The organism is Ruminococcus sp. D54t1_190329_F1 (assembly GCF_015551645.1).
GTDB classification, from domain to species: Bacteria; Bacillota; Clostridia; order Lachnospirales; family Lachnospiraceae; genus Blautia_A; species Blautia_A faecis.
The window spans coordinates 22387-36324 of sequence record NZ_JADNDC010000042.1; the positions used below are offsets into that span (position 1 = coordinate 22387).

Sequence of the window (13938 nt, forward strand, 5' to 3'; positions counted from 1 at the left end):
GAGTGTCCTTTTTCTATAAAATGGGGGGAAAGTATGAATACGAAGAATAAAACCGGGAAATTCCGGATCATTTTCCGTTTCCTGAAAGGAAATATCCGGTTTTTTGTGGGAACGCTATTATTTTCGGTGTTGTTTACAGCATGTAATGCGTTGATCCCACAGATCGTGAAATACACAGCAGACCATATTCTGGTGCTGGATGGAATTCCGGATGGTCTGAATGTGCGGCAGACACTGCTTCTGGCAGCACTTCTGGTAGCTGCTTCGGCAGTTCTTTCGGGAGTTTTTAATTACTTAAGTAAAATGTGCCTGGCAAAAGGCTCAGAGAATTTCCTGAAATCCATCCGTGACACCTTGTATCACCACACCCAGTATCTGCCTTTTTCCTGGCATGTAAAGCACCAGACCGGGGAGATCATTCAGAGATGTACCTCTGACGTGGAAGTGATCCGTAACTTTGTGTGCAGGCAGCTGCCGGAGGTGTTTCGAATCTGTTTCCTGATCGTACTGTATCTGGGAATCATGTTTTCCATGAATGTGCAGATCACACTGGCTGCGGCAGCTTTTTTCCCGGTGATCATCGGTTATTCCTGCTATTTCTATTCCAGGATCGGGAAACGTTTTCAGGATGCTGATGAGGCGGAGGGGGCACTTTCCAGTACCGTGCAGGAGAATCTGACTGGAGTTCGTGTAGTGCGTGCTTTTGGTAGAGAAAAGTATGAAATCGACCGGTTTGATGAGAAAAATAATGCCTACTCCAATTTATGGGTATATCTTGGAAAACTGATGAGCGTTTACTGGGCATCGGGAGATTTGATCACCAACCTGCAGGTGCTGGTGGTCATGGTGACTGGTGTTGTTTTTGCCGTGAATGGACGGATCACATTGGGCGAGTTTATGGCATTTATTTCCTACAATGCGTCTCTGACCTGGCCGGTGCGAAGCCTGGGAAGGATTATTTCAGATATGAGTAAGGCTGGGGTTTCCATGGAGCGTGTGGCTTATATTCTGGAGGCTGAGGAAGAGGATGCTGCTGTAAAGTGTGAAGCTAAGTCTACAGACAGAAATGAAAATGCAGAGAATATTGTGAAAAAGAAGAAGGCAGGACAGAGTGAGGCAACTCTGGATTATAAGATTCCTGCGCGGACAGCAGAGCGAACGAGTGAGGATTCCGAAAATAAAGGCTGTGGAGAAAAGCAGACTTTGGGACATATCATTGGAATGAAACCTGCCATGGATGGCGATATCTGCTTCCGCGATGTATCTTTCAGTTATTCCCCAGACCACCCGGTCCTGAAAAATATCAATTTTACAATCCCATCCGGAAGCACCTTTGCAATCCTTGGCACAACCGGAAGTGGAAAATCAACTCTGGTTCATTTACTGAACCGTTTATATGATCTGCCGGAAGACTGCGGCAGTATTACCATTGGTGGTACAGACATTCGTGACATTGACCGTCAGTACCTGCGCCAGAACATCGGAATGGTACTCCAGGAACCGTTCCTTTTCTCCAGAACCATCCGTGAGAATATTGGCATCACAAAGGAGAAGCTTCTGGATGAAGAAATCCGCCATGCAGCGGAGATTGCCTGTGTAGATGAGTCAATTCTTCATTTTGCAGACGGATATGACACCATCGTAGGTGAGCGTGGCGTCACTTTGTCCGGTGGACAGAAGCAGCGTGTTGCAATTGCCAGAATGCTGATGAAAGAAGCTCCGATCCTGGTATTTGACGATTCCCTATCCGCAGTAGATACGGAGACAGACAACAAGATCCGCAAAGAACTGAAAAAAGAGATGGAGAAAGCAACGGTTATTATGATTTCCCATCGGATCACATCTCTTATGCAGGCTGACTGTATTATTGTGATGGACAAGGGAGTAATCCAGCAGATGGGTACCCATGAGGAACTGATCCACCAGGAGGGACCATACAAAGACATTTATGAGATCCAGATGAACAGCGACATCCGTCTCATGGAAGGAGGTGCAGCATGCGAATAGAAGAAAAAGAATATACAAAGTCCATTGACATTTCCATCTGGAAAAAGGTTTTTCCATTCCTTGCACCCCGGAAAAATGTGCTGATTATGGTAATTGTGATGAATATTCTCTGCTCAGTAGTGGATATTATCATGCCGTTATTTCAGCGACAGGCCATTGATTCCTTTATCGAGAAAAATACTCTGGCAGGACTTGGAGGATTTATTGCGCTGTATATTGCAGTGATCGTCTTTCAGATGTGGTCCGTCATCTGTTTCACCAGAGGCTGCATGACACTTGATGTGGAAACAGGCCGTGATATGAAAAGGGCATTGTTTGTTCATCTTCAGAAGTTGTCTTTTTCCTACTACAATGCAACTCCGGTTGGATATATCCTGTCCAGGGTAATGAACGACGTAGCCAGGATCACAGAGTTAATCGCCTGGGATGTGATCGATATGCTGTGGGCTATCTTTTATGTAGTGGGTGTGTTTGTGGCAATGCTGTTTCTGAACTGGAAACTGGCTCTGGTGATCATGCTGATCGTTCCAGCTATTGCAGTTCTTACCTGGTATTTCCAGAATAAGATCCTCACATGGAACCGTCAGGTGAGAAAAATCAATTCCAAGATCACAAGTGGCTATAACGAAGGAATTATGGGTGCGAAAACTGTGAAATCCCTGGTTGTGGAGGAGAAAAACTTCCGGGAGTTTGCCTCTGTCACTGAGGAGATGAGAAGTGCGTCTATCAAGGCTGCCAGATTAAATGCAATTTATATTCCGCTGGTAGTTTTCTTTGGAGCTCTGGCAACTGCCCTTGTGCTGGAGCGTGGCGGCATTATGGTTCTGAATGGAAGTATGGATATTGGAACACTTGCTGCATTTACTGCATATGCAGTTGGAATTTTTGAACCAATTCAGAGGCTTGCAGGAATTTTGTCCCAGTGCATTTCTGCTCAGGCCAATATTGAGCGGGTGACCTCTCTTCTGGAAGAGAAGCCCCAGGTGGTAGACTCCCCAGAGGTTCTGGAAAAGTATGGAGATTTCTTTGATCCCCACAAGGAGAACTGGGAACCCATTAAAGGCGACATTGAGTTTGAAAACGTTTCATTCCAGTATCCCGATGGAAAAGAAGAGGTGCTCAGCAACTTCAACCTGAAAATTCCGGCTGGGACCAATGTGGCAATCGTCGGAGAGACCGGTGCAGGAAAAAGTACGCTGGTGAATCTGGCTTGCCGTTTCTTTGAGCCCACTAAGGGAAGGATCCTCATCGACGGCAGAGATTACCGTGAACGAAGTCAGTTGTGGCTGCACAGCAACATCGGTTATGTGCTTCAGAATCCCCATCTGTTTTCCGGGACTGTGATGGAGAATATCCGTTATGGAAGACTGGATGCCACTGATGAAGAAGTAAAGGCTGCTGCGAAGGCGGTTCATGCCGATGAGGTAGCCGAAAAGCTTGACAAAGGTTATGACAGTGACGTAGGTGAAGGCGGCGACCGTCTCTCCACCGGAGAAAAGCAGCTTCTTTCCTTTGCCCGCGCAGTACTGGCAGATCCTGCCATTTTCGTTCTGGACGAAGCAACTTCCTCTATCGACACCAAAACCGAGCAGCTGATCCAGCAGGCTACAGACAAACTGCTGAAAGGGCGAACTTCCTTCCTGATCGCTCACAGATTATCTACAATCCGTAATGCCGACCTGATTCTGGTAGTCCGGGATGGCAAGATTGTGGAGCAGGGAAAACATAAGGAACTGCTGGAGAAAAAGGGATATTATTATCAGTTGGTACGGCAGCAATTTGCGGATGAGGAGTCCAGGAAGGTACTTAGCTAAGTCACTATTTAGTTGATTAAAAGTTCTTCAATGCGGACGCATTTGGACAATGTGTATTACTCACTCGCCGGCGCAACGCTGCAGCGAACTAATCGCTAACTGCGACTAATGCGTTCGGGAGAGCCCTCACGCATAAGTCTCCGTAAGCGCTGGATTTCGCTTACGCTAAGAGCGCGCCTGAAATGGCTCGCTGGAGTAATACACATTGCCCAAATGCTGTGTGTCGGCTGAAACTGATGCTGTTTAGGAACTTTTAACAAGGAGGTGGTGGGAGTGATTGGTTTCCCGATACTTTCTTGGCAATGATAGATTAGGTAAAACTAATAAAGCTGCGAAGTATCAACCATCTAAATGGGATATCGAAGGCACATAAAATAATATGTCAAGTTTTTTACTTGCAAAACAGCCCTAAAAATGTGCAAATACTTCATCGAAATTGTAAAAGCCGCTAATTTCGGCAAAATCCTTATAAACTTTCGTTTGTGATACAGTATAGGGAAACCAGTCACTCCCCCTCCCCACCTGTTGAAAGTTCCTACGTACAAATAAGTCCCAGCCAGTACACAGTATTCGGGCAATGGTGATTGCTCTAGCGAGCCATTTCAGGCGCGGTTTTAGCGTAGGCGAAATCCACTGCTTACGGAGACTTAATCGTGAAGGCTCTCCTGAACGATTTAGTCGCAGTTAGCAGTTAGTTCGCTGGAGCGTTGCGCCGGCGAGTGAGCAATCACCATTGTCCGAGTGCGTCCGCCTTGAACAACTTTCAACACACTAAATAGCAATTGCATAATTATACTTGACTTCCCCGAATTTTAGTAGTAAAATTACTTCAGTTCGTTAAACAACTAAATTAAAAAAGGATTAAATTCCTTGAAGGGAAGAAGTAGAAACAGAAGCACCTTGTCTACAGAGAGCTGTGTCGGTGGAAAGCAGCGTCAGGTCTGTTTTGAAGATCATCCCCGAGAAGGGAAGCCGAACGCTTCATAAGTATCCGTTTTTTCAAACAGGAACCAGATACGAAGTGAAGAACTGCATCAAGTAGGTTTCCACGGTTGTTCCCCGTTATCGGAATCGCGTATGTCGGTACGTTGTCTTTTCGTACTTGTTTCAAAGGGGAAACAGGGTGGTTGCGGTCTAATATGGTCCGTCCCTAGTTCAGGGGCGGATTTTTTTTGTGTAACAGGAAATTCCGTTGGAACTTCCTGTTACACAAAAGCCCTGCCGGGCAGGATCGTACTGCGGCTGCATAACAGATAGTTCCATTTTACGAAAGACGAAAACCTGACAAGTAAATTAAGAGGAGGAGAGATCATGAAAGTCTTCAAAAAAATCATGAATGCAGTAGCAGCAGTAGAAAATTGTATTCTGGTAGTGTCTACCCTGCTGATACTGGTTCTGACCGTGGGAAATGTTTTTTCCCGAAAAGTGATCCATCGTTCCTGGTCCTTTACCGAGGAACTTGTGGTCGCAGTCTTTGTACTGATTACCTTAATGGCTGCAGCACTTGCATGCCGCGAAGGAGAACTGGTTAACCTGTCACTGGTTACAGACCGTCTCCCTGAGAAACTGAAAAAACCATCTGTTATCCTTACCACTGTTCTGTGCATTATTTTTACCGCAATCTTATTCTGGTTCGGTATGGAAAAAGTAATCACACAGCTGGAAAACGGAAAACGTACCTTCGTTCTGAACTGGCCGGAGTGGATATTCTGGTCCTTCGTGCCAATCGGATCCGGATGTATGATCTTACATTTTATTGAATACTGTCTTGACTATTGTACAGGCAATCTGAAAAAGGAGGATAAATAAATGATAAGTGCAGTTCTTTTTATTTCATTTTTTGTTTTCCTGATCATGGGAGTTCCCATTGCAATCTGTCTGGGACTGTCCTCCGTCTGTGCAATCCTGTACTCCGGAACCTCCCTTACCATTGTTGCAACCAATATGTATGCCGGAATCAGTAAATTTCTCCTTCTGGCTATCCCGTTTTTCGTACTTTCCGGAAATATCATGGCAAAGGCCGGAATTTCCAAAAGACTTGTCAGATTCGTAGATACCTGCGTGGGACATAAAAGAGGCGGCATCGCCATTGTATGCGTTATTGTAGCCTGCTTCTTCGGCGCAATTTCCGGATCCGGACCTGCAACTGTAGCAGCACTTGGAGCAGTTCTGATTCCGGCAATGGTAGAGCGGGGAGGCTTCAGCGCACCGTTTTCCACAGCCCTGATGGCAACATCAAGTTCCATCGCCATTGTCATCCCGCCAAGTATTGCATTTGTTGTATATGCTTCTATCACAGGCGTATCTATTGCAGATATGTTCATGGCAGGAATCGTACCTGGAATTCTGATGGGCGTTGCCCTTGTGATCGTGGTTATGGTGGAAGCCAGAAAAAAAGGCATTCAGCCAGCCCAGAAGAAAGCGACTGCAAAAGAGCGCTGGGATGCATTTAAGGATGCTTTCTGGGGATTCTTAATGCCGGTTATTATTCTGGGTGGTATTTATGGCGGTATTTTTACTCCTACTGAGGCAGCGGCTGTATCTGTTGTATACGGTCTGTTTGTAGGTATGGTGATTTATCGTGAGGTTAAATTAAAAGACCTGTTTGACATTTGCGTGGATTCTGCGAAAACAACTGGTGGAATCATGCTGATCGTAGCAAGTGCTTCCCTGTTTTCCTATGTATGTACCAAATTCGGTATCGCAGACGCAGCTTCAGCGCTTCTTGGAAGCATTGCACATAACCAGTTTACCTTCCTTCTGATCGTAAACATTATTTTCCTGATTGCAGGCTGCTTCATCGATGCAAACTCTGCTATGTACATTTTTATTCCGGTTATGCTTCCGGTATGCAAAGCACTTGGCTATGATGTGGTTGCATTTGGTGTGATGGCAACTGTAAACCTTGCAATTGGACAGGTAACTCCGCCGGTTGGTGTCAACCTGTTTGTGGCAATCGGAATCAAGATCAAAAAAGGCATGGAGGTTACCCTTCAGGAAATTTCAAAAGCAGTTATGCCCATGCTGGCAGCCTGTGTGGCCGTGCTTCTTGTGGTTACCTATATTCCGGTAACTTCAACGGCTCTTCCGAGAGCACTTGCTAAAAATGGTGCATATTCCGGAGATTCTTCCTCTGGTGACAGCGGCTCATCCGCAGCTTCTGCAGCCGGAGACGGGGATTATTCCTTCAATGAGATCGCAGATTACAGTGATCTTGGCTGGGAGGAAACCACCTGGAATTTTGCATGCTCTACAACTGAGACTTCTACCTGGGCGGACGGCGGCCGCAAGTTTGGCGAGCTGATGGAAAAGGCCACAGGAGGAAAAGTAAAAGTAAACATATATGCAGCAGACCAGCTGACAAACGGAAACCAGTCCGAGGGAATCCAGGCACTGATGAACGGAGACCCGGTACAGATTTCCATGCATTCCAACCTGATCTATTCTGCATTTGACCCAAGATTTAACGTAGTTTCCCTGCCGTTTATTTATGACTCTGTAGAAGATGCAGATGCTAAGTTTGACGGTGAGGCTGGTGAGAAATTAAAAGAAATTCTTGGTGAGTACGGACTCCATTGCATGGGTATTGCAGAGAACGGTTTCCGTGAACTGACCAACAGTGTCCGCGAAGTAAAATCTGTGGATGATATGAAAAACTTGAAAATCCGTGTTGCCGGTTCCAACCTTCTTATGGAATGCTATAAGAGATGGGGCGCAGATGCAACCAACCTGAACTGGTCTGAGACTTACACAGCCCTTCAGCAGAACACAGTTGAGGGTCAGGAGAATCCGCTTCCTGCAATCGATGCAGCCAGTGTACAGGAGGTTCAGCCATACTGCTCCATGTGGGATGCCATCTATGACTGCCTGTTCTTCTGTATCAACCAGGAAATTTATGACGGTCTTACACCGGAACAGCAGGCTGTTGTAGACGAGGCAGGCCAGAAAGCCGTAGAGTACGAGCGTTATATCAACCGCTCCGGTGATGAAGAGATCATGAACCGCTGGAAAGACAAAAACGGCGTTACCTTCACTGCAAAAGAGGATATGGACATTGAGTCTTTTAAGGAAGCTGTTGACGGTGTAGATGAGTGGTTCATTGAGGAACTGAAATCCCAGGGATACGAGGATGCAGAAGAGCTGGTAGAGGCATTTACCGGAATTGGCGATTACAGTGACCTTGGCTGGGAGGAGACTACCTGGAATTTTGCATGCTCCACAACTGAGACTTCTACCTGGGCTGATGGCGGCCGCAAGTTCGGCGAGCTGATGGAAAAAGCTACAGGAGGAAAAGTAAAAGTAAACATATATGCAGCAGACCAGCTGACAAACGGAAACCAGTCCGAGGGAATCCAAGCACTGATGAACGGAGACCCGGTACAGATTTCCATGCATTCCAACCTGATTTATTCTGCATTTGATCCGAGATTTAACGTAGTCTCCCTGCCGTTTATTTATGATTCTGTGGAAGACGCAGATGCCAAGTTTGACGGTGAGGCAGGAGAGAAGATGAAGGAAATCCTCAGTGAGTATGGACTGCATTGCATGGGTATTGCGGAGAACGGCTTCCGTGAACTGACCAACAGTGTGCGTGAAGTAAAATCTGTGGACGATATGAAGAACCTGAAAGTCCGTGTTGCAGGCTCCAATCTTCTTATGGAATGCTATAAGAGATGGGGTGCAGATGCAACCAACCTGAACTGGTCTGAGACTTACACAGCTCTTCAACAGAACACCGTAGAGGGAGAGGAGAATCCGCTTCCTGCAATCGACGCAGCCAGTGTACAGGAGGTTCAGCCATACTGCTCCATGTGGGATGCCATCTATGACTGTCTGTTCTTCTGTATCAATCAGGATATCTATGATGGCCTTACACCAGAGCAGCAAGCTGTTGTAGACAAGGCTGGAAGAATGGCTGTTGAGTATGAGCGTTACATTAACCGCTCCGGTGCCAATGAGATCATGAACCGCTGGGAAGAGAAAAATGGCGTTACCTTTACCGCAAAAGAGGATATGGATATTGATTCCTTTAAAGAGGCGGTAGAAGGCGTAGACCAGTGGTTTGTAGAAGAACTGAAAAACCAGGGATATGACGATGGTCAGGAACTGGTGGATGCATTTAAGTAAGACAGCATAAGCATGTATCAATTTGATACATGTGTCTCATAAATTGAACAGTGCCCTATAGAAAACACCTCCCGGAATGTGAGTAACCAACATATTCCGGGAGGTGTTTTTGGCCTGTCTTACAGTAATCCAGTGATCCTGAGAGAGCACCACACCAGCAGCAGGGCCATGATTCCATTCATCAGCTTATAATGACTGCTGTAAAATCTTTTCAGTACATTTCCCGCAAATGCCCAGATTAGATTTCCCAGGGCTCCAAGAAACATCAGATATACAGCGAAGCAAAACAGTATAGGAACCCTTGCCTCATAGGGCAGAATATAAGCGGAAAACATGGTCAGCCCATAGATGATGATCTTTACATTTATCAGCTGCAGGAAAAATCCCATCAGCCAGGTTGGCTTTTTGTCCTGGACATTGTCAGAGGGCGGAATCCTGCGCCAGGTCTGCCAGGCAAGATAGAGTACATAAGCTGCGCCTAGATATTTCATAACCGGCTGGATCCCTGGAATGATTTTCCCAAGAGTACTGCAGAACAGTCCGGAAAGACACATCAAAGTGAGAGATCCGCTCCAGATTCCGGTCATAAAGCGGATATTACCGGAAATGCCGTATTTGCTGGCTGTGGACAGCAAAAGAATATTATTGGGACCAGGCGACCAGACGGTAAGGATGGCAGACAGGGTCATTTCTATGAAGACAGATAAAGGCATGGGACTTCCTCCTTGGGTAAGTTTAAACATCTGAGCTACGAAAAGAAAGGCGCAACATACAAAACGCTATGTGTTCGTAAAACCTACACAAAATATGATTTTTAATAATAACACAAAAATATCGGATTGTATATAAGAGGATAACGATCGCAATCGAAATTCGGTTAAATGTTTGTTAAATTCGTGCAAAATGGGAATGATTATGTTATAATGCAGAAAATAATATGAATATAAAAAAATAGAATTTGCTTTTAACGGAAAAAATGCTTTAAGTTTGAAAATAATAGTACGTGAGGAGGACGTGTTTATGCTGAAAACCTGGATCCCGGAGGAGATTCCGGAAAAAGAGGAGTTGAAGAAACGGATTAAAGAAGCTGGCGAGAAGCTGTATCAGCAGCAGATGAAGCTGAAAGAACACAAGCTGCCTGTGCTGGTACTTTTTGAAGGCTGGGGTGCATCTGGCAAAGGTACCACAATCGGCAGAGTGATCAAATACATTGATCCCCGTTTCTTTAAAGTAGCAACCATGTCAAAGCCTACAGAGGATGAACTGCGCAGACCATTTCTGTACCGGTATTTCAATCAGATTCCGGAAGCCGGCAAATTTACCTTTCTGGATTCTGGCTGGATGGAGCAGACCTGCAAAGACTGTCTGAATGGTCTGGAAGAAGAGGATTATGCAAAGCGGATCGACAGCATCAAACATTTCGAGCGACAGCTCACAGACAACGGTTATCTGGTTCTGAAATTTTTCATGCAGATTGACAAAAAAGAGCAGACCAGACGTATTGAGAAGCTTAACAAAGAGCAGGATACAAAATGGCGTGTGGATGCCTTTGACAAGTGGCAGAACGAACATTACAAACATTGCCAGAAGGTTTTCGACCGCTATCTGACAGATACGAATACTTCTATTGCACCATGGTATATTATTGATGCAAAAGACCGCAACTTCGTAGAACTTCAGGTTCTTGAAATAATGGTAAATAACATTGAGGTAGCCTTGCAGAACAGCACACACAGCGCACCGCTTCTCCCAAACATTTTTCCGCTTGAGAAAATGCCGAAGCTTTCGGAAATCGAACTGACAGACAAGGTGATCGAGGATGAAGAATACAAGAAAGAGCTGAAGCATCTCCAGAAGAAGCTGGGCGAACTGCATAACCGTCTGTACCGCAAGCGTGTGCCGGTGATCATTACTTATGAAGGCTGGGACGCAGCCGGAAAAGGAGGCAATATTAAGCGGATCACAGAAGCCCTTGATCCCCGTGGCTTTGAGGTCCATCCAATCGCCAGCCCGGAACCTCACGAAAAGGCGCGTCATTACCTCTGGCGCTTCTGGACCAGATTGCCCAAAGACGGTCACATTGCCATCTTCGACCGCACCTGGTACGGCCGCGTAATGGTAGAGCGTCTGGAAGGCTTCTGCAGCGAGAACGACTGGAAACGTGCTTACAACGAGATTAATGAATTCGAGAAGGAACTGTCCGACTGGGGTGCCGTGATCATCAAATTCTGGGTCCAGATCGACAAAGACACCCAGCTGGCCCGCTTCACCGACCGCCAGAACAATCCTGAAAAACAGTGGAAGATCACCGACGAAGACTGGCGCAACCGCGAAAAATGGGATGCTTATGAAGGTGCCGTAGATGAAATGCTTGCCAAGACAAGCACCACCTATGCACCGTGGCATATCCTGGAATCTGTAGATAAGAAGTATGCGAGAATTAAAGCTCTTAAAATTGTAATAAAAGAATTGGAAAAGGCGTTAGAGCGTACTTGAAAAATCATTCCCGCAATCTGCACGCCCCACTTTGCGGTATATTTTGCCCGAATTCGGTTGCCGTAGCCCGCTACGGCGCCCTCATCCGGACAAAATCTCCCACAAATTGTGACGCACATCTTGCAGAAGGCCTTTTTCAAACGTATTCTGGAATAGAAGCATAATAAGCAAAATCGCTGGCCAACAACCAGCGATTTTGCAATATATTCATGCAGCAGACCATTTAAGGGGCGGCTTTCGTGATGCCGGGATCCATGATTTCCGTCACGCTCTCAGATAATTCCGCATGGTTTTAAGTGCATTCTTTTCCAACCGGCTGACCTGTGCCTGGGAAATCCCGATTTCCTGGGCCACCTCCATCTGGGTTTTGCCCTCGTAAAAACGCAGATCAATAATATGCCGTTCCCGCTTATTCAGCCGGTTTATAGCTTCCCGGAGGGACAGATTTTCTACCCAGGTCTCCTCCTTGTTTTTCTTATCGCTGATTTGGTCCATCACATAAAGCGTATCCCCGCCTTCCGTATAAACCGGTTCAAAAAGTGACACCGGATTCTGTATCGCATCCATAGCATATACGATCATCTCTTTATTTATCCCTATTTCGCTGGCAATTTCCGCAATGGTAGGCTCCCTCAGATTTGTTTTCATATAGGTTTCTTTTGCATAAATTGCTCGATAAGCAATATCCCGCAGAGACCGGCTCACCCGGATACTGTTATTGTCACGAAGATACCTTCGTATCTCTCCAATGATCATAGGCACTGCATAAGTGGAAAATTTTACATTCAATGTAGTGTCAAAATTATCAATTGCTTTTATAAGCCCAATGCAGCCAATCTGAAAAAGATCGTCCATATTTTCGCTGCTGTTGGAAAAACGCTTGATCACGCTGAGAACCAGCCGCAGATTTCCTTTAATGTAAAGTTCCCTGGCTTCTTCATCACCCTCCTTGATCCTGCGAAAAAGCTCTTCTTTTTCTTCTGCCTTCAGTACCGGAAGCTTCGATGTATTGACTCCGCAAATTTCAACTTTGTTAAGTGCCATTATTTGAATCCTCCTTTTGTGCATCGCGAAGCGTGCTGCTGAGAACGAAGTGAACAGTAACAATGATTCTCACGTGGGAGGATAAATATTCTTTTTTCGGGAAAATATAAAAATTATTGCCCCTTGACAATTGGGAAAATAGAATTAAGCCTTTTTACAGCAATACTTTTCATCAATTTCTACCAGGATAATGTCATCTCCGATCTGCCGGATACAATTCCATGGAATTATATATTCACTTCCGGCTCCCCAGAAACAAAAGCAGAAACTGCCAGGTCCGGGAACCACAAGGGCGGTAATACATCCGGTTTCACAGTTAAATTCCACATCCACCGGACAGCCAAGTGTACGGCAGGTACAGATATTGATCACTTCTTTTTGCTTTAATTCGCAAATACGCATGAAAAGCACCTGTTTTTTATGATATTATGCAAAAAGTCTGAAAATATGTATGGAGTTTATTGACATACTTTCTATGATTAAAGTATAATAAGAAATAGGTAATTCAGTCCGTTTTATGTTACTGAGCAAACAGAAAAGAGGAAAGTCTGCTGCCCGGATTGTATGGCAGAAGGGGAGACATGAGGAAGGGGAAATAAATACATGAGATGTCCATACTGTAATCAGGATAATACAAGAGTAGTAGATTCAAGACCAGTGGAAGAGACCAATTCCATAAGACGCAGAAGACTGTGCGATTCCTGTGGAAGAAGATTTACCACTTATGAGAATGTGGAGACAATCCCGTTAACAGTAATCAAGAAGAATCTGAACCGTGAGCAGTACGACCGCAATAAACTGATCAACGGTGTCCGCCGCGCCTGCTACAAACGTCCCATTGCCAGCGATAAGCTGGAAGCCATGATCGATGCCATAGAAGGCGACATCTTTAATGCCGAAGATAAAGAAATCTCCAGCACGAAAATCGGAGAAATCGTGATGAGCCATTTAAAAGATCTGGATTCGGTGGCGTATGTGCGATTCGCTTCTGTGTATCGGGAGTTTAAAGATGTCAGTACCTTTATGGATGAATTGAAGAAATTTTTAAATTAGAAAAATCCTCGCCAGAGAGCGGGGAAACCGGCTTCTGCTCCGGAATCGAAAATTATTCTAGGCATCTTTCCGGTCTTGAACCAGGACAGCCGCCCTATACACTTCTGGACTACTTTGGTGATGATTTCCTTCTTATTATTGATGAGTCTCACAAAACAGTTCCACAGGTAGGTGCCATGTCAGAAATCTCCATAAAAAATGTAGAATTGCTGTTTTTTTACAGCTTTTCACTTTTTCTGCTGTAAACATTATCATTATGATTGCAACTCTACCCAAAACTTATTATAATAAGAATCATGAAAAGCAACACAGCAAGGAGAAACTTATGAAAAAGATCAAAAAACTGACATCCCTATTATTTTGCTGTCTGTTTTTATATCTGCTGGCATTTCCAGGA

At 45.2% G+C, this 13938-nt stretch carries 9 protein-coding genes and 2 pseudogenes; 7 read left to right on the forward strand and 4 right to left on the reverse strand.

Features of this window, described 5'->3' with window-relative positions:
• The first annotated feature begins 33 nt into the window (after window positions 1-33).
• The 4 genes from I2D69_RS20275 to I2D69_RS16400 all read left to right on the forward strand — a co-directional run bounded on the left by I2D69_RS20275 (window position 34) and on the right by I2D69_RS16400 (window position 8948).
• Window positions 34-2007: an ABC transporter ATP-binding protein gene (locus I2D69_RS20275; RefSeq protein WP_226815716.1), complete on the forward strand. Its 1974-nt coding sequence runs from the start codon at window positions 34-36 to the stop codon at window positions 2005-2007.
• On the forward strand, window positions 1998-3821 hold the full coding sequence (locus I2D69_RS16390; protein ID WP_173770285.1) for an ABC transporter ATP-binding protein: 1824 nt from the start codon (window positions 1998-2000) through the stop codon (window positions 3819-3821). The genes I2D69_RS20275 and I2D69_RS16390 overlap by 10 nt, the downstream gene beginning before the upstream one ends.
• Before the next feature lie 1311 nt (window positions 3822-5132).
• Complete coding sequence (locus tag I2D69_RS16395) at window positions 5133-5630, forward strand: TRAP transporter small permease (RefSeq protein ID WP_118583920.1); 498 nt, start codon at window positions 5133-5135, stop codon at window positions 5628-5630.
• The gene (locus I2D69_RS16400) at window positions 5631-8948 is read left to right on the forward strand and encodes a TRAP transporter large permease subunit (RefSeq protein WP_173770258.1); all 3318 of its coding nucleotides are present in this window, start codon (window positions 5631-5633) and stop codon (window positions 8946-8948) included.
• A 119-nt stretch (window positions 8949-9067) separates the two neighbouring features.
• On the opposite strand, the gene I2D69_RS16405 is transcribed toward I2D69_RS16400, so the two are convergent.
• Window positions 9068-9661, reverse strand: coding sequence for a LysE family transporter (locus tag I2D69_RS16405; protein WP_173717099.1), 594 nt, complete (start codon window positions 9659-9661; stop codon window positions 9068-9070).
• Window positions 9662-9968: 307 nt separating this feature from the next.
• Here I2D69_RS16405 and pap point away from each other — a divergent pair, with 307 nt between their 5' ends.
• Window positions 9969-11444 carry a polyphosphate:AMP phosphotransferase gene (pap, locus tag I2D69_RS16410; protein ID WP_173717100.1) on the forward strand — a complete coding sequence of 492 codons (1476 nt, stop codon included), beginning with the start codon at window positions 9969-9971 and terminating at the stop codon, window positions 11442-11444.
• 29 nt (window positions 11445-11473) lie between these two features.
• Here pap and I2D69_RS21240 read toward each other — a convergent pair.
• Window positions 11474-11524: pseudogene (locus I2D69_RS21240) on the reverse strand (DUF6783 domain-containing protein); the annotation flags it as partial.
• Between I2D69_RS21240 and I2D69_RS21245 the strand changes: the two are divergent.
• A pseudogene (locus tag I2D69_RS21245) lies at window positions 11501-11608 on the forward strand (DUF6783 domain-containing protein); the annotation flags it as partial. The pseudogenes I2D69_RS21240 and I2D69_RS21245 overlap by 24 nt on opposite strands.
• A 100-nt stretch (window positions 11609-11708) precedes the next feature.
• Here I2D69_RS21245 and sigG read toward each other — a convergent pair.
• A complete protein-coding gene (gene sigG / locus I2D69_RS16415) occupies window positions 11709-12488 on the reverse strand; it encodes an RNA polymerase sporulation sigma factor SigG (RefSeq protein WP_148461856.1) in 780 nt (259 codons plus the stop codon).
• 144 nt (window positions 12489-12632) lie between these two features.
• Window positions 12633-12890, reverse strand: coding sequence for a YlmC/YmxH family sporulation protein (locus I2D69_RS16420; protein WP_118583926.1), 258 nt, complete (start codon window positions 12888-12890; stop codon window positions 12633-12635).
• 201 nt (window positions 12891-13091) lie between these two features.
• Between I2D69_RS16420 and nrdR the strand changes: the two genes are divergently transcribed.
• Window positions 13092-13541 carry a transcriptional regulator NrdR gene (gene nrdR, locus I2D69_RS16425; protein ID WP_118583928.1) on the forward strand — a complete coding sequence of 150 codons (450 nt, stop codon included), beginning with the start codon at window positions 13092-13094 and terminating at the stop codon, window positions 13539-13541.
• Window positions 13542-13938: the final 397 nt, after the last annotated feature.